General features: G+C 57.0%; 11 protein-coding genes. 4 read left to right on the forward strand and 7 right to left on the reverse strand.

Features of this window, described 5'->3' with window-relative positions:
• Positions 1 to 84 precede the first annotated feature (84 nt).
• The 3 genes from N7D90_RS03435 to N7D90_RS03445 all read right to left on the reverse strand — a co-directional run bounded on the left by N7D90_RS03435 (position 85) and on the right by N7D90_RS03445 (position 5,986).
• Positions 85 to 639 (reverse strand): hypothetical protein, encoded by a 555-nt coding sequence (locus N7D90_RS03435; RefSeq protein ID WP_261740891.1) that lies wholly within the window; start codon positions 637 to 639, stop codon positions 85 to 87.
• A 143-nt stretch (positions 640 to 782) separates the two neighbouring features.
• Positions 783 to 2,036 (reverse strand): serine hydroxymethyltransferase, encoded by a 1,254-nt coding sequence (glyA, locus tag N7D90_RS03440; protein WP_019824044.1) that lies wholly within the window; start codon positions 2,034 to 2,036, stop codon positions 783 to 785.
• A gap of 104 nt (positions 2,037 to 2,140) precedes the next feature.
• Positions 2,141 to 5,986, reverse strand: coding sequence for an EAL domain-containing protein (locus N7D90_RS03445; protein WP_315968149.1), 3,846 nt, complete (start codon positions 5,984 to 5,986; stop codon positions 2,141 to 2,143).
• A gap of 268 nt (positions 5,987 to 6,254) precedes the next feature.
• On the opposite strand from N7D90_RS03445, the gene ettA reads away from it, so the two are divergent.
• Together ettA and gdhA are read left to right on the forward strand one after the other, a co-directional pair.
• Complete coding sequence (gene ettA / locus N7D90_RS03450; RefSeq protein WP_133078604.1) at positions 6,255 to 7,922, forward strand: energy-dependent translational throttle protein EttA; 1,668 nt, start codon at positions 6,255 to 6,257, stop codon at positions 7,920 to 7,922.
• Between the two features lie 310 nt (positions 7,923 to 8,232).
• Positions 8,233 to 9,570: an NADP-specific glutamate dehydrogenase gene (gene gdhA / locus N7D90_RS03455; protein WP_261740892.1), complete on the forward strand. Its 1,338-nt coding sequence runs from the start codon at positions 8,233 to 8,235 to the stop codon at positions 9,568 to 9,570.
• A 109-nt stretch (positions 9,571 to 9,679) separates the two neighbouring features.
• On the opposite strand, the gene N7D90_RS03460 is transcribed toward gdhA, so the two are convergent.
• The 3 genes from N7D90_RS03460 to N7D90_RS03470 form a co-directional block, all read right to left on the reverse strand.
• Entirely contained in the window at positions 9,680 to 9,970 is a 291-nt protein-coding gene (locus tag N7D90_RS03460) for a chorismate mutase (protein WP_261740893.1), read from the reverse strand.
• 15 nt (positions 9,971 to 9,985) lie between these two features.
• The gene (locus N7D90_RS03465; RefSeq protein WP_261740894.1) at positions 9,986 to 11,839 is read right to left on the reverse strand and encodes a DUF4105 domain-containing protein; all 1,854 of its coding nucleotides are present in this window, start codon (positions 11,837 to 11,839) and stop codon (positions 9,986 to 9,988) included.
• 78 nt (positions 11,840 to 11,917) lie between these two features.
• Positions 11,918 to 12,406 (reverse strand): DUF3015 domain-containing protein, encoded by a 489-nt coding sequence (locus N7D90_RS03470; RefSeq protein WP_029611228.1) that lies wholly within the window; start codon positions 12,404 to 12,406, stop codon positions 11,918 to 11,920.
• Between the two features lie 273 nt (positions 12,407 to 12,679).
• Here N7D90_RS03470 and N7D90_RS03475 point away from each other — a divergent pair, with 273 nt between their 5' ends.
• A complete protein-coding gene (locus N7D90_RS03475) occupies positions 12,680 to 15,118 on the forward strand; it encodes a Lon protease family protein (RefSeq protein WP_261740895.1) in 2,439 nt (812 codons plus the stop codon).
• 304 nt (positions 15,119 to 15,422) lie between these two features.
• Complete coding sequence (locus N7D90_RS03480) at positions 15,423 to 15,740, forward strand: hypothetical protein (protein WP_261740896.1); 318 nt, start codon at positions 15,423 to 15,425, stop codon at positions 15,738 to 15,740.
• A gap of 9 nt (positions 15,741 to 15,749) precedes the next feature.
• Here N7D90_RS03480 and N7D90_RS03485 read toward each other — a convergent pair whose 3' ends face one another.
• A complete protein-coding gene (locus N7D90_RS03485; RefSeq protein WP_261740897.1) occupies positions 15,750 to 17,582 on the reverse strand; it encodes a hypothetical protein in 1,833 nt (610 codons plus the stop codon).
• Positions 17,583 to 17,707: the final 125 nt, after the last annotated feature.

Here is a 17,707-nt window from a genome sequence, read left to right on the forward strand (position 1 = left end):
CGATTCAGGCAATGCGGTCTTTCAGATAAACCAGGTCGAAACCATCGCTGGCAGGCCAGCTCCCACAGAAGAATAAGTTGATAATTAATAAGGCACGTTTCTTTCGAGGATAGTTAACAGAAATACCATTTTGTTTCTTTCGTCTGTCTCGGCCAAATAGTGGTAAGGGGAACCTTTAACTTTCTTTATGCCGAGAGACCTGTTGTTGTGGGTCTTTAACGTAATGAGTGTATGACGCTCAAGCAAAGTGTCCCCCGTAACGTTGGCGTTTTGTTGACTAAGTAGCGTGAAGGCAAGAGGGTCTTTTAATGTCGGACTTCTCGCATAGATGGTGTCTAAATGATTTTTAGCCAGCCGGTGGCGATCATATTTCCCAGTGTGTTTAATATGTATTTCATAGCCCTTGGCAGTATGGCGGAAGTAAAGCTTGAGTGGCGCCTTGACCCCGCCGTTGGCGTGCGGCTGTATGCCGATGGCGCCCGAGTCATCGCGGGTCTGCGGTCGGCCGGAGAAGACGCCGCCACTGCCCAGCAAGTCTGTGACCATTACCGGCTGGCCGTAAAGTGTGCCCAGTAGATCAAGGTTGTAGTTCGGTACTTGTAAGGTGGCGATAAAGGATTTTTGAGTGTCGTTAGTCATGGTCTGAACTCTGCAATGGATGAAAAGCATAAAGTTCAGACTAGGTTGTTATTGTGCAGGTGCGCTGCGCTATATGTTTCAAAATAACCGACGCCATAAAAAGCCCGGCTAATAAGCCGGGCTTCTTGTTTAGCTATTTACACTCAGTTGCCGTAGACCGGCAGCTTGGCGCAAATGGCTTTGACTTTCTCGCGAACGGCGTCGATAACGGCTTCGTTGTTGATATCAGCCAGGATGTCGCAGATCCAGGTAGCCAGTTCACGGCATTCTTCTACTTTGAAGCCGCGAGTGGTAACTGCTGGAGTACCGAAACGCAGACCCGAGGTCACGAACGGGGAGCGCGGATCGTTCGGTACGGAGTTTTTGTTTACGGTGATGAAGGCTTTGCCCAGTGCGGCGTCAGCGTCTTTACCGGAGATGTCCTGCTTGATCAGCGACAGCAGGAACAGGTGGTTTTCAGTACCGCCCGATACCACGTCAAAACCACGTTCGATAAATACCGAAGCCATGGCCTGAGCGTTTTTCACGACTTGTTGCTGGTAAGCCTTGAACTCTGGTTGCAGAGCTTCTTTGAAGCACACGGCCTTGGCGGCGATAACGTGCTCCAGCGGGCCGCCTTGCGAACCTGGGAAAACAGCAGAGTTCAGCTTCTTCTCGATGTCGGCGTTGGCTTTGGCCAGGATCAGGCCGCCACGTGGACCGCGCAGGGTTTTGTGGGTAGTGGTGGTCACTACGTCCGCAAATGGAACCGGGTTCGGGTAAACACCCGCTGCAACCAGACCGGCTACGTGAGCCATGTCCACGAACAGGTAGGCGCCAACCTTGTCAGCGATTGCACGGAAACGTGGGAAGTCGAGGATCTGCGAGTAAGCAGAGAAACCAGCCACGATCATTTTTGGCTTGTGTTCAACGGCCAGGCGCTCAACTTCGTCGTAGTCGATCAGACCGTTGGCATCGATACCGTACTGGATGGCGTTGTACAGCTTGCCCGAGGACGAAACGCTGGCGCCGTGGGTCAAGTGACCGCCGTGGGCCAGGCTCATGCCCAGGATGGTGTCGCCAGCCGACAACAGGGCCAGGTAAACAGCGCTGTTGGCCTGGGAACCAGCGTGCGGCTGAACGTTGGCGTAATCGGCGCCGAACAGTTCTTTTGCACGGTCGATAGCCAGTTGCTCAACTACGTCGACGTATTCGCAGCCGCCGTAGTAGCGCTTACCCGGGTAGCCTTCGGCGTATTTGTTGGTCAATACCGAGCCTTGAGCTTCCATCACCGCTGGGCTGGTGTAGTTTTCCGAAGCGATCAGCTCAATATGTTCTTCCTGGCGCTGAGCTTCTTGCTCCATGGCGGCAAAAAGGTCGGCGTCGAACTTGGCAAGTGTCAAATCACGGCTGAACATGGCGGTCCTCAAGGATCGGGGCAGAAAAGGAAGGCATTCTAACTCAAAGGGTTTTATCTGGCATATGAATGCGATTCATGGTCGTCAGTTGCAAGCTGCAAGCTTCAAGCTTGAAGTTCATCACTTGCCGCTCGCAGCTGCTTGACCAGCAGGTGTGCCGGCATCGGTCGGCCAAACAGGTAGCCCTGGACCTCATCGCAGCCGTGCTCGCGCAGGAAGTCCAGCTGTTCGTGGGTCTCCACGCCTTCAGCGATTACCGCAAGGTTGAGGCTGTGGGCCATCGCAATGATTGCACGGGCTATCTGTGCGTCTTGCTCGCCTGCGGGCAGGCCATCGACAAAGGTACGGTCGATTTTCAACACGTCGATGGGGAACTGTTTGAGGTAGTTGAGCGACGAGTAACCGGTGCCAAAGTCGTCCACAGCAATGCTCAGGCCGAGGTTTTTCAGGCTGGCGAGAATATGCAGGGCCTCGCTGACTTCACGCATCAGGATGCTTTCGGTCAGTTCAAGCTCCAGGCAGGCAGGCGACAGGCCGGTTTCCTTGAGGATATTGGCAATGCGTGTGCCCAGTTGGCCATCGGAGAACTGGCGCGCCGAGATATTGACCGAGACTTTGGGCACACGCACTTTGGCCTGGTGCCAGAGCTTGAGCTGGCGACAGGCTTCGGCCAGTACCCAGTCGCCCACCTCGACCACCAGCCCCAGTTCTTCGAGAACCGGGATAAAGTCGCCGGGTGGTACCAGGCCGCGCCTTGAGTGGTTCCAGCGCAGCAGCGCCTCGACCCCGGTCAGGCGTTTGCCGTCGCCGCTGAATTGCGGCTGGTAATAAAGGATGAACTCCTGCTGTTCCAGCGCGTGGCGCAAGTCGCTTTCAAGTTCAAGACGCTCCAGGGCGCTGGCGTTCATGTCCGCCTGATAGAACTGGAAGTTGTTTTTGCCGCGTTCCTTGGCGTGGTACATCGCGGTGTCGGCGTTTTTCATCAGTTGGCTGAGTTCGTTGCCGTCTTGCGGGCTCAGGGCGATGCCAATACTGGCCGTGACGAAGAACTCGCGGCTTTCGAGTACGAAGGGTTTTACCAGGCTGGCAAGGATGTGCTCGGCCACGCTGATTGCGCGGTTCAAGGCCAGTTCGCGAGTGACGCGTGACTGCAACAGCAAGGTGAACTCATCGCCACCCATGCGGGCCACGGTATCGTCGTCGCCGACGCAGGCCAGCAAGCGAATGGCCATGTCCTTGAGCATGCGGTCGCCTGCCGCGTGGCCCAAGGAATCGTTGATCGGCTTGAAACGGTCAAGATCGAGGAACATCAGCACAACCCACGACTTGTTACGTTCGGCCTGTTGCAGTGCGGTGTGCAGACGATCCTGAAACAGGGTGCGGTTGGGCAGGTGGGTCAGGGCATCGTAATAGGCCAGGCGGTGGATACGCTGCTCGCTGGCCTTGCGTTCACTGATGTCACTGAAAAAGCATACATAGCTGGCCAGATCACCCTCGTCGTCGAACACGGCCGTAATGCCGACCCAGGCCGGGTAGTGTTCGCCGTTGAGGCGCTTGAGCCAGACTTCACCTTCCCAGGTGCCGTGCTGATTCAGTTGTTTGAGCACATAGGTGAGGTGCGCGCGCTGCTGGGCATCAACGGTCAGCATGCTCGGCAATTGGTCGAGCACCTGTGATACGGCATAACCGCTGACCCGGCTGAATGCTTCGTTGGCTTGCACGATATAGCCCGCGGGATCCGTAATCAGGATGGCCGAGGTGGAGTGTTCGAATACCGTGGCAGCCATGCGCAGGTCTTTTTCTGCACGCCGCTGCTGACTGATATCACGGCCAACACCCAGGATGCCTTCGAAGGTATCGTTTTCATCCCACACCAGTACTAGGCGCAGTTCGATCGGGACGGTATGCCCGTCGGCACGCAAGCAATCGAGCAGGAATACCTGGGTTTGCATCTGGGATCGCAGGGCCGATAGTTGCTGGGGCTTGTCGAGCGCGTTACTGACGCGCTTGATCAGGCTGAAAATACCCTCCAGCTGTTGTGGGGTGGCGATAATCGATTGCCAGCCATTGTCGAACACCCATTGTGCCTCGTACCCCAGTACGGTCTGTATCGAGGGGCTGAGGTAGTTCATGCGTAACGTGCTGTCGGTAGAGAAAATAACGTCGCTGATGCTTTCGGCCAGCATCCGATAACGTTGTTCGCTGTCGCGCAATGACTCGCTGGCTTCAATCTGGTCAGTGATGTCTTTGGCCACCCCCACAACACGTGTGACTTGATCTCCCGTGTCCCGGGCGAAGGCTTGCTCGCGGATGTCGAAGCGCCGCCAAGTGCCCTGGTGATGGCGAAATCTCAGTTGGCACTGCATCAGGTTTTTGTAGCCGTTGTCCCGTTGTTCTTGGCGTAACTGGTGATAACGCTCGGCGTCTTCGGGGTGCAGCAGTAGCTCCCAGAAATAAGCGCCCATTTCTTGCAGTTCGATGGCGCTATAACCCAGGGTTTGCCCAAGGTGATGGTTGCTGAAAATGATTCGCTGGCTGATCACATTCTGCACATAGAGATGGTCGGGCACGGTGCGTACGACATCGGACCAAAAGCTCTCGCGTTCTTGCAGGGACAATTCGATCAGCTTACGGCTGGTGATGTCGCTGATGCTCAGGATGACCGAGTGATAATCCTCGCGGTCCACCGGCAGGCGTAACACCAGCCATAAATGCTGATCCTGGGCATTGGCATGGGTCAGCTTGATTTCCAGCTCAAGTTGCTGCTGTTGATTGAGCACCGCCTCGACAATTGTGTAACCGATGGTCGAGCTGCTGATCAGCTTTAGCCAGGCGCCGTTGCCTGAGTCGACCTCCAGCAGCTGCATGGACATCTGATTGACTTCAGTAATGCGCAACTGCTCAAAAAGTTGGCGTCTATGTTGCGGGTTGTTGTCCAGCCACCGCTTGAGGTTGTCGCTGTCATGCAGTTTTTCTCGTTCAAGAAATCCGCGCAGGCTCGACAGGTCGAGAACGCACAGGGCCACGCCGGTGCCTTCAAAAATATCCTGATACCGACGACGGCCCTCATGCAACCGGCGCTGGCGTCGGCGCAAACTCAGCAGTGCTGCTATTGGCAGTAACGACAGCAGCAGACCCAGAAGGCATTTGCCGATCAACCCGGGCAGCAACTGTTCAACTGCAGCGCGCTCATTGAACAGCCCTCGCAATTGCCAGTCGCTGTGACTTATGGGGGTCAGAAGTATGGTGTCGCTTTCATCGCGCTGGCTCAGGGCCGTGGCTGGCGTAACCGGCTTTTGCGCACGGCTGAGCACTTTGTGGGTCTGGCTGTTTTCGAGCAGCCATTGCGGGCGAATGCTGCTGGCGCTCTGATGCACCAGGTTTTGCAGCAGGTTCGGGCTTATGCGCAGCAGCCAGTAGCCATCCATGGCGGCGTTGGGCTGGTGCAGTAACAAATAGATCAGGCTGGCGTCAGCGTTGTTGCTGAAGTAATAGCCATCGGTACGGCTGCATGAGGGGTTGTGTTTGACCCAATCAGCCAGGAACGCGGCGTCCGGGCTGGTGCCGGTACTATCTAGCAGCACTTCGCCGGCAGGGCTCAGCAAGGCCAGGCTTTGAAGGGCTGGCAGGGATTGGCTCAGTTGTTGGACCAGCGCTTGTTGCTGGCGCAGGTTTTTCGGTGGTTGCTCTGTCGCAAGCAGGTTGAGGGCGGTCTCGGCTCGCAGGGCCATGTTCAGGCTGATGCTATCGGCCAGGTCGGCGCTGTAATTGATGCTGGTTTGGCGCTCTTGCTGGATTGTTTCGCGGAACTGCTCGATCACTAACCAGAGCAGCATCGCCAGCAGCAATAGAACCAGAGCCGCCAACGCGCTTTTTAACGTCCCGCGCACAGGTGTACCAAACAATTGGCTGGACGCTTTGGCGAGAATTGGCTCGGTGACATTGGGCAAGTTGTGATCCTGCGATTTGGCGGCTATGGCGCGAGGCCCCCTTAAAGACGCCCAGAGGGCGCCTAGCATGCCTTGGGTTGTGGCAAAGTGCCAGTCCTCTGGTCTGTGCTGGTTTGCCCTGCTCAGCGCATTCAGGTAGATTCGGGGGTCTACATTTATGCTTTTTCTGCGAGCAGGCATTGATCTCGATCAGTCCCTGACTGACTGCTATGGCCTGATCCGGGCACTGCTCGCACCTTATTCACCCGTCACTGACCCTAGGTTCTCCATGGCTCAATACGTTTTCACCATGCATCGGCTGAGCAAAGTTGTTCCGCCGAAGCGGGAAATCCTGAAAAACATCTCCCTGTCGTTTTTCCCTGGCGCCAAAATCGGCGTACTCGGCCTGAACGGTTCGGGTAAATCCACCCTGTTGAAAATCATGGCGGGTGTCGACACCGAGTTCGACGGCGAAGCCCGTCCGATGCCAGACCTGAACATCGGCTACCTGCCGCAAGAGCCGCAGCTGGATCCGAGCAAAACCGTACGCGAAGTGGTTGAAGAAGCCGTTAGCGTGATCAAGGACGCTCAAGCACGTCTGGATCAGGTTTACGCCGAATACGCAGACCCGGATGCTGACTTTGACAAGCTGGCCGCTGAACAGGCCAAGCTTGAGTCGATCCTGCAAGCGAGCGACGGCCACAACCTTGAGCGCCAACTGGAAGTCGCTGCCGATGCGCTGCGCCTGCCGGCATGGGATGCCAAGGTCGAGCACCTGTCGGGTGGCGAGAAGCGCCGTGTGGCCTTGTGCCGCCTGCTGCTGTCGGCCCCGGACATGCTGCTGCTCGACGAACCAACCAACCACTTGGATGCCGACTCGGTAGCCTGGCTGGAGCACTTCCTGCACGACTTCCCGGGTACCGTGGTTGCGATTACGCACGACCGTTACTTCCTGGATAACGTGGCGGGCTGGATTCTTGAGCTTGACCGTGGTGCCGGTATTCCTTACGAGGGCAACTATTCGGGTTGGCTTGAAGCCAAGTCCGATCGTTTGGCTGCCGAATCCAAGCAGCAGTCGGCCCATGAAAAGGCTATGAAAGACGAGCTGGAATGGGTCCGTAAAGGCGCCAAGGCGCGTCAGTCCAAGTCCAAGGCGCGTCTGCAACGCTTCGAAGAACTGCAATCGCAGGAATTCCAGAAGCGCAGCGAAACCAACGAAATCTACATCCCGGCCGGTCCGCGCCTGGGTGACAAGGTTATCGAGTTCAAGAACGTATCCAAGGGTTACGGCGATCGCGTGTTGATCGACAACCTGTCGTTCGCCATGCCTAAAGGCGCCATTGTTGGCGTGATCGGCGGTAACGGTGCCGGTAAGTCGACCCTGTTCCGCATGTTGATGGGCAAGGAACAACCGGATTCGGGCAGCATTGAAGTCGGTGAAACGGTACAACTGGCGTGTGTGGACCAGAGCCGTGACGACCTGGATGGCAGCAAGACTGTGTTCCAGGCGATTTCTGACGGTTCCGATGTGATCCGCATCGGCAACTACGAAATCCCGTCGCGTACCTATGTAGGTCGTTTCAACTTCAAAGGTGGCGATCAACAGAAGTTCGTCAAGGACTTGTCCGGTGGTGAGCGTGGTCGCTTGCACCTGGCCTTGACCTTGAAAGAGGGCGCCAACGTGCTGCTGCTCGACGAACCGTCCAACGACCTTGACGTTGAGACCCTGCGTTCGCTCGAAGAAGCACTGCTGGACTTCCCAGGTGCTGCCATTGTGATCTCTCACGATCGGTGGTTCCTTGACCGCGTCGCGACTCACATCCTGGCGTACGAAGACGACTCGCAAGCGATCTTCTTTGAAGGTAACTACACCGAGTACGAAGCCGATCGTAAAAAGCGCCTCGGCGAAGCGGCCACCCAGCCGCACCGTGTGCGTCACAAGAAACTGGCCCAATAAGGCTGTTTTTTTGCAGTACAGAACGGCGCCTTCGGGCGCCGTTTTTTGTGGATTTTCGGATGCCCCCGATTTCGTAGCAGCCTTCGTTCCTCGGCAGCTGCTACGGTAAATTCTCGGGTAATAGTTGGTGCGAAACTGGGTACAAGAAGCTATTTTTTGGTGCGCAAAAGCCGTTGAAATCGGCGTAATTTATATAAATGCACCATTTAAATTCAGAACTGCGACATTTTGCGCTGTCGCGGTGCCACATGAATTGATAAAGTTCTGGTCAATCTCCGTTTAACGACAATAAATTTGCCGAGAATTAACCATGATCGAATCCGTCGACCAGTTCCTTGCCCGCCTGAAAAAACGTGACCCGGACCAACCTGAATTCCACCAGGCAGTGGAAGAAGTCCTGCGCAGTCTGTGGCCGTTTCTTGAAGCCAATCCGCATTATCTGACTTCAGGCATTCTTGAGCGCATTTGCGAACCCGAGCGTGCGATCGTGTTCCGCGTGTCGTGGGTCGATGACGAAGGAAAAGTACGAGTTAACCGTGGCTTCCGTATCCAGATGAACAGCGCCATTGGCCCGTACAAGGGTGGTCTGCGTTTCCATCCGTCGGTGAATCTGGGTGTTCTGAAGTTCCTGGCCTTCGAGCAAACCTTCAAGAACTCCCTGACCTCGTTGCCTATGGGCGGCGGTAAAGGCGGTTCGGACTTCAACCCCAAGGGCAAGAGCGACGCCGAAGTCATGCGTTTCTGCCAGGCCTTCATGAGTGAGCTGTATCGCCACATTGGTTCGGACGTTGATGTGCCAGCAGGCGACATCGGTGTTGGTGCCCGTGAAATCGGCTTTATGTTTGGTCAGTACAAGCGCCTGAGCAACCAGTTCACTTCCGTGCTGACCGGCAAGGGCATGAGCTACGGCGGCAGCCTGATCCGCCCTGAAGCTACCGGTTTTGGTTGCGTGTATTTCGCCCAGGAAATGCTCAAGCGCAGCGGTCAGCGCATTGATGGCAAGCGCGTGGCCATTTCTGGCTCGGGCAACGTGGCGCAATATGCGGCGCGTAAGGTCATGGACCTGGGCGGCAAAGTGATCTCGCTGTCGGACTCTGAAGGCACGCTGTACTGCGAGGCCGGTTTGAGCGAGGAGCAGTGGGAAGCGCTGATGGAGCTGAAAAACGTCAAGCGCGGCCGTATCAGCGAAATGGCCGGGGAGTTTGGCCTGGAGTTTCTGGCTGACCAGCATCCGTGGAACCTGGCGTGTGATATTGCACTGCCGTGTGCTACCCAGAACGAGCTGGACGCTGCAGCGGCGCGTACGTTGCTGAGCAACGGCTGCGTGTGCGTGGCTGAAGGCGCGAACATGCCGACCACCCTTGAGGCCGTCGACCTGTTTATCGAGGCCGGTATCCTGTTTGCACCGGGCAAGGCATCCAACGCCGGAGGCGTGGCGGTGAGCGGTCTGGAAATGTCGCAAAACGCCATGCGTCTGCTGTGGACGGCGGGTGAGGTGGACAGCAAGTTGCACAACATCATGCAGTCGATCCACCACGCGTGCGTGCATTACGGCGAAGAAAACGGCCGGATCAACTATGTAAAAGGCGCGAACATTGCGGGCTTCGTTAAAGTCGCCGATGCGATGCTGGCGCAGGGCGTGGTTTAATCCGTTAATCCTGTAGCCGCTGCCGCAGGCTGCGATGGGCTGCGTAGCGGCCCTTCTTTAAAGGCCCTTCGGGCCTTATCGCAGCCTGCGACAGCGGCTACAGGTTTTGTTATGAAAGCGCCTTATGCTCCGCCAGTTCCTGCTCGATAAAGGCCGCGATCATGGCGCGGTAAACGTCTTCGGTGACGTTCGGGTTGGCGCCCAGTTCTGAGGCCAATGCCCGAACCTTGGCAATCACCTGTTCAACCCGCTGCGGGGCCCTGACAGCATCGCTGTCTTTCTTGAAACGAGCCGCCTGTAACACGTAGGCGCCGCGTTCGGCGATCAAGCCGACAATCTGTCGATCCAGCCCGTCGATTTTCTCGCGCACTTGCTCAAGGGAATCACAGTTAACTGCCATGTCTTGAAAACTCCTTTAGTAGTGATACCACTTCAACTCCAGCATCACCTCGTTGATGGGGGAGGTCAGCTTGCTGAACTCTCGTTGTGCAGTGAGTCGCAGGCCGAGGTTGCGCGAAACTTCCCATTGTTGATTCAGGCTCAGGCTACGACGGATTTCACCATTAGTGAAGTAGTCGCCTTTCGCTTCCAGGCTCAGGTTGCCCACCGGATTACGCCAAAGAAGCCCGGTGTTAAAACCCGCAGCCGGAGACACGAAAGCGGCAAAGTCGTTGTTGTGCTCCACGCGCAGAGTGCCGAGGGCAAAGCCCAGCATGTTTTCACCCAATTGCCAGGTGCCGCCCGCGCCACCGTTGATGTGGCTGACCAGATTTTCGTCGCCATGTTTGCCGAGTACCCGTTCCAGCCCCCCGCCCACTTGCCAGGACCAGGGTTGCAGCAATTCGTTGCGTGGGGTCAGGGAGCGGATGTTGGCTAAGTCCAATTGCTGAACTTGCCAGTTATTGCCTTCGTACTGGCGCAGTTTGAGTTGCAGGATTTCAATCTGTGCACCCAGCGGAAAGCCTGGGGCGTTGTCGTTCAGGTCGTGGTAGGCCATGCGCAGGCCGTATTCGGCAAAGGCCTTGTCGTCACGGCTACCGGCGCCCAGTTGCCAGGTTCGCGATTCGTGGCCGTTTTCAGGTAACTCGGGTTTTTCGACCTGCAGTTCAGACGCAGGGTTCTGGTTGATTGCCCGTAGTAGTTCAAAGCTGCGTTGTGAGCGAGCGGTGTCGCGCTCAAGGCCATTGGCCCTGTAGCGCTCAATACGATAAGCCGCGTCGATGATCAGCGCCTGGCGCTCTTTGGGCAACGCCTTGAAGGCCGGGTTCTGCAATTGAGCCTGATCGGCACTGACCTGCAAGACCCATTGCTGTTCTTCTGGATCGAGGGCTTTGGCTCGGTCGAGCAACTCACGTTCACGGGACGGGCGGTATTCGATGCTTTCGACCAACCCGGCTTCCTTGACTGCTTTCACCGTATCGGTGGGGATCGCGGTCAGCGGGAATTGGCTGGTCAGCTGCAAGCCGGGGCGCGCCACTTGCAGCAGTTCGAGCAAACGGTACGAGCAGTTTTCGTCGAAGAAGAAGTAATCGAACTGGATCTGTTTGAGCTCCCACACATGTTCGACCATGCGCTGGGTTTCTTCAGGTGTGAGATTAAGTCGGTATTCCCACAGGTCGCGGTTTTCGAGGCTACGGTATTCCGAGAGTTTTTCCTGGTAGGGCACCAGCGCAAACAGGCCGGGATAACCACCTGCCAAGCCCTTCCAGGCATACAGAATGCTGTTGTCGGAACCTTCGATATAGGCACCGAAGTTGATCGCGTAGCTCAGCAGGGCGGTCTTGTTGTTCTGCACATCGGCTTGGTCGATACGCAACAGGGTATGGCCGAACATCGAGGACGGGCTGTTGAGGTAGGCCGCCGGAAAGATCATCACCGTGCTGTGCGGCGCCACGTCCTTGAACCATTGCGTGAACTCTGCGCACTCGGCCTTGGGCAGGTCGGTCAGGTTCAGTTGAGCCTTGAGCCAGCGAGTACGGGCCGGGTACACGCACTGCGGGTGCTTGTCGCCCAGGCTTACGGGTGCATACAACGCCTCGACGGTGGCACGCAGTTCGGCGTACGGGTGATGAGCGCCGTCGGGGGCGAGAAAGAATTTATCGTCGCTGACATAGCTACGCCAGCCGCTGAGCTTGCCGGCTTCGTAGTGCCCCAGCGAAATCCAGAACGGGTCGTTGGCCAACTGTTGCACACGTTGATCGTCGATAGGGGGTGCGGCATACAGCGGGGCGCAGGCACAGAGCGCCAGATAGGCAAGGCGTTTGAGCATGGTCGGCAACTGTTGTCAGACGAATAGAAGTGAAGCAGGAGAATACCCGCTCCGAGAGGAGCGGGCAGGTCTCATTTACTACGCAGCAGTGGCGTATTTAGCCAGGCGAGCATCGCCTTTGAGAATAGCCAAGGTGTTGCTGTGCACGTCTTCAGCCGTTACGTCGGCCTTGCTGAAGATTTGCTGGAAGTGCTCATGGGTGACAGCGGCGAAATGCTCGCGGTCTTCAGGGGCGACACCCAGTACCACCGCGTAGGTGGTCAGTGCTTCGCCATTGCCTTTAGCCATGTCTTCGGACAGTTCGTTCATCATGCCATTCATGGCAATCCACGATTTGCCGCCGTAAGTCAGGGCGTCCTTGGTGGTGCAGCCGTTGGTGCCGGAGGTCATGCCGAAGGTGGCGTTACCGGACGTGCCGTTGGTGGTTGATGCCAGGAAGTGAGCGGGAGTACCGCGCTGACCTTCAAACAGCATGTTGCCCCAACCGCAGTTCGGGCCGCCCGGTGCCTGGGCCATGGCATTGAGGGAAACAACAGTAAAGAGAGTACCGAGAAGAATCCGTTTCATAGCTTTGTTCTCTATGTGCGTGCAACCAATGGACAAGGGTTTCTGGCCCTGAAGCGCCAGTACGAGCCGGTTATGCCTTCCAGCCGCGTAACAGCTTGGAGTCTAGGCACGATCAGCAGGTTCCGTGTTTTTTTGTAAAACAATCTGTTCTGGAGCACATTTTCGGCCCGTAAACACTGGGAGGTGAGATTTCCCGTGTTGTGTTCCTTGCCAGTGGTGCACAGCCAGCGCCAGAATGCTGCCATCTGCCCCGCCCCGATGTAAGGAAGCCCGATGCCTGATTCTGTTGCCACCAGCTTGCGTCTAGCGCCTGACGCGCTAACCCGTCCTTTCTCTGCTGAACAGTTCAGCTTCTCTAACACCAATGATTTAGAACCCTTTCGCGGAATTCTCGGCCAGGAGCGAGCGGTCGAAGCCTTGCAGTTTGGCGTGGCCATGCCGCGCCCGGGTTACAACGTATTTGTGATGGGCGAACCGGGAACGGGTCGCTTTTCGTTCGTCAAACGCTACCTCAAGGCGGAAGGCAAGCGCCTGAAGTCGCCGAGCGACTGGGTGTACGTCAATAATTTTGATGAGCCGCGTGAGCCGCGTGCCCTGGAATTGCCGTCGAGTACCGCTGGCGCCTTTATTGCCGATATCAATCACTTGATCGACAACCTGCTGGCAACTTTCCCGGCAGTGTTTGAGCACCCGACGTATCAGCAGCGCAAAAGCGCGATCGACCGTGGCTTCAATCAGCGCTACGACCGTGCGCTGGATGTGATTGAGCGTCTGGCGCTGGAAAAAGGCGTAGCGCTGTATCGTGACAGCAGCAACGTGGCATTCACCCCGATGAGTGATGGCAAGGCGCTGGATGAGGCTGAGTTTTCGCAATTGCCCGAGGCCGAGCGCGAACGCTTTCACGAGGATATTTCCGGGCTGGAAGAGCGGCTGAACGAAGAGCTGGCCAGCCTGCCGCAGTGGAAGCGTGAGTCGAACAATCAACTGCGCCAGTTGAACGAAGAAACCATCACCCTGGCCCTGCAACCATTACTGTCGCCGCTGTCGCAGAAGTACGCCGAAAATGGCGCGGTCTGCGGCTATTTGCAGGCGATGCAGGTTTACCTGCTGAAAACCGTGGTCGAGCAATTGGTCGACGACAGCAAGACCGACGCCCAGGCCCGCAAGCTGCTCGAAGAGCAGTACCTGCCGAGCCTGGTGGTGGGCCAGCCGCTGAGCGGCGGTGCGCCGGTGGTATTTGAGCCGCACCCGACTTACGACAACCTGTTTGGCCGTATCGAATACAGCACCGACCAGGGTGCGTTGTACACCACCTACCGGCAGCTGCGCCCCGGTGCTTTGCACCGTGCCAACGGTGGTTTTTTGATTCTCGAAGCCGAGAAAATGCTCAGCGAACCCTTTGTCTGGGATGCCCTCAAACGCGCCCTGCAATCGCGCAAGTTGAAAATGGAATCGCCGCTGGGCGAGATGGGCCGCCTGGCGACCGTCACTCTCAACCCGCAAGTCATTCCCTTGCAGGTCAAGGTCATTATCATTGGTGCCCGCCAGCTGTATTACACGCTGCAGGACCTCGACCCGGACTTCCAGGAGATGTTCCGGGTGCTGGTGGACTTCGACGAAGATATCCCCATGGTCGATGAGAGCCTTGAGCAGTTCGCTCAGTTGCTGACCACCCGCACTTCGGAAGAAGGCATGGCACCGCTGACCGCCGATGCAGTGGCGCGTCTGGCGACGTATAGCGCGCGTTTGGCCGAGCATCAGGAGCGATTGTCGGCGCGTATTGGCGATTTGTTCCAGCTGGTCAGCGAGGCGGATTTCATTCGTCACCTGGCGGGCGATGAAATGACCGACGCCGGGCACATCGAGCGTGCGCTCAAGGCCAAGGCCACCCGCACGGGGCGTGTCTCGGCACGGATCCTGGATGACATGCTGGCCGGGATTATTCTGATCGATACCGATGGCGCTGCCGTCGGCAAGTGCAACGGCCTGACCGTACTGGAAGTCGGTGACTCGGCCTTTGGTGTGCCGGCGCGGATTTCCGCCACGGTGTATCCGGGTGGCAGTGGCATTGTCGATATCGAGCGCGAGGTTAACCTCGGGCAGCCGATTCACTCCAAGGGCGTGATGATTCTGACCGGGTATTTGGGCAGCCGTTATGCACAGGAATTCCCGCTGGCAATTTCGGCCAGTATCGCGCTGGAGCAGTCCTACGGTTACGTCGATGGCGACAGTGCGTCGCTGGGCGAGGCCTGTACGTTGATTTCAGCGTTGTCGAAAACGCCGCTTAAGCAGTGTTTTGCAATTACCGGCTCCATCAACCAGTTTGGTGAAGTGCAAGCGGTGGGCGGGGTCAACGAGAAGATCGAAGGCTTCTTCCGACTCTGCGAAGCGCGGGGGCTGACAGGCGAGCAGGGGGCGATTATTCCGCAGGCCAACGTAGCGACCTTGATGCTCGATGAAAAGGTGCTGCAGGCGGTACGTGATGGCAAGTTCCACGTGTACGCGGTGCGCCAGGCCGATGAGGCCTTGAGCCTGTTGGTGGGTGAGCCTGCCGGTGAGCCGGATGAAGAGGGCCAGTTCCCTGAAGGCAGCGTCAACGCTCGCGTGGTAGAGCGGTTGCGGGTAATTGCGGAAATGATCAACGACGACGACCTCAAGGAAGCCGAAAAGGAGTTGCTGGCTGAAGCATTGGCGGCGAAGAAACCGGCTTAACCCGTCACTCTGTAGATGCTTTGTTCCAGGTCAAGCCCCCAGTGGGAGCGAGTCAGCTCGCTCCCACGATTGAATTGTCTCTGTAGCCCGTCGCAGCCTGCGGCAGCGGCTACAAAACGGCGTGAGCATCAAGGCAGTTGCTCCCACAAAAAACAAAGTCGCCAACCGACGAGGCCGTTGGTCATTGGCGACTTTTCTTATGCGGTATTTCTTCTATTCTGAGGTCAAGGACTCCACTGTCGTCACTGGAACGATGCAGCCCGTAGTGTGCGGCTGAAGACAGGATCTACCGAGGGTCGCCGCCATGTCGCGCAACCTTTGCCTCACTCGCCAATGCTTGGGCTTGGTGACCCGTATTGAATGCAGCGTTCGACCGCTGGCAGGCAATAACGGGATGTGGACGCTGCTCTTTGCTGCCGGACTGGCAGGTGAGCAACCTTCCACCATCAAGGCGCAAGGCCCATTCCCCGGCCCGTTCGTGGCCGAAACTATTCTTGAGTCAATTGTTGAAAGCCTGACGTTGCATGGCTATCGGCTCGCGGACGATCCGCAGATCTGGTGCCTGCATGTACAGGCCCAGCTGCGTCAGATCAATGGCGGGCGTTGTCACGCATCCCGCTAACCAGCGGTTCTATTGTGGGGTGCTGGCTTCCGGGGCTTTATCGAGCTTGACCTCGAATCCGTACTCGACAGGGTTCAGCGCAATGCGGGCATAGCTTTCCAGTTGGGTCGGCTGGCCATAAAAGTAATGCACGTCGAAGATTGGCGAGCCGTTGGGCTCGGTCAAATGGCTTACAGCGACCACTTCCTTCAGATAGTTACCCGTGTCGTCCTTGGCGTAAAAGCGCCAGGCTTCGGCCGGGAATAATTTTTGATCAACGATCAGTGCGTTGTCTTTGAGCTCAAGGCCTTTGGGCAGGTGAGCGATGTCCAGGGCTTGTTTGTCTATGTCGGCGACAAACAGGGGGATAGAGCCAATCGCGTACGCCGGTGTTTCGGGAAACAGGTTCAGGTCGTAGGTGATGACACCGGTGTGCGGGTCAACATCAAAGGCTTCGGCAGGCAGCTCAAGTGGCTCGCCACGGTTGCCATTGTCGTCCTCGGCGAAGAACGTTACAGGTGCGTCAGACGTGTCGGGGAGCGCGCCGAGCATTTCATCATTGAAGGTGGCCGGGTGGCTGAACTCAATGGTCGCGGCGCTGGCGTCGTCCACTGACTGGCTGATCACGACGCTTTTTTCCAATTGCTCGGGGTCAAGGTTGGCGTCTTTCAGGTAGCTGGCGGCCTGATCGTCATAGACCACAACGTTGAGCGGGAGCGGCTGGATAGCTTTGCCCACGACGGTTTTGTCGAGCTTGCGCACTGGCAGGTCGAGAGCTTTGCGGGTGACATTGGCGGTGGAGAAGTCGAGCACGTTGATGTCGACATTTTCGACCACACCGTTGAAGTACACCTTGCTGTAATGGTGGGGGTGTTTTTGGTCAAAGGCCTTTTGTTCGGTATCCAGTTGCTGCTCGAATGCGTCACTCCAAGCTGTTTGCTTGAGCATTTCGGCCAATTGCTGCTGATAAAAGGCCAGTTGTTCGGCGTTCTCGTTGATCGAGCCTGCGCGCGACAGGAACTGCCCGGAGTGGTCGCGGGCCTGGATGATCAGCGGGTTGAGCGGGGTGTCGCGTACTTGCTCGGCCAGCGCGGCGCTGTTGACGATGTCCACCTCGGCAAAGTTTTTGCCCAGTGCCAGCAGGGTCACGCTGATCGTACCGTCGGTGCGGGTTTTACCCACGTCCTTGCTGCTCAGGTTGAAGTTGACCACTTTGCCTGGCGCAATGACTTCGACTTTGCCGTGCAGCATCAGGGGTTGAGGCTGCTGCGTGTTATCGACTTCAATCCCGTCTATGTAGGGGTAGGTGACAGTCAGGTCGTCCGGGTTGCTCAGGTTGGCGCTGGAGGGGCTTAGCTGGATGCCTGGATCGGTTTCGGACCATTCTGGTTGAAAGGGTATCTCCTGCTTGTTGCTCAGGGTCACGGACTGCCATTCAAGTGCGTGGGGGAACGGGAACTCGGAGGCGCTGTTGAGCGGGAACGGGAAGACTGGCTCCAGATCCGTCAGGTAATCGGAGCTGGAGTTTTTGCGCAGTACAAACAGGCCGTTGATATAGGTATCGCTAAGCGCCTGGCTGCTTGGGTAATGCTTGAGCAGCGCGAGGTCGTCTGTGGCGTACTCGGTCTCAACAGGTTTGTCTTGCAGCTTGAGGCGTGCACGTTCCAGCAATAGCAGGGAGCCGCCCAGGTCTGCTACAGCGTCTTTGAGCTGTTGGTCCTTGATGGCATCGAGGCTTTTTTCAAATGCCGCGCTGCGCTCTTCCAGGCTGGCCTGCTGATGTTTATCGTCAGGGGAGCAGCCGCCGGTGGCGAGCAATGCCATCGAAAGCCCAAAACAAGCCAAGGGGAATCGCAGATCCATGGTTCGGTTTTCCTGTCCGTAAACAAAGCTGAGAAGGTGGACACTAGCAGAAATTGTTTTTACAGGCTGTTTCGAAGCCTTTAACTATGCCGTTTTCCCACTGATATACTCGCGCCCATTTTTTT

This window comes from Pseudomonas fragi (assembly GCF_025426255.1).
GTDB classification, from domain to species: Bacteria; Pseudomonadota; Gammaproteobacteria; order Pseudomonadales; family Pseudomonadaceae; genus Aquipseudomonas; species Aquipseudomonas kulmbachensis.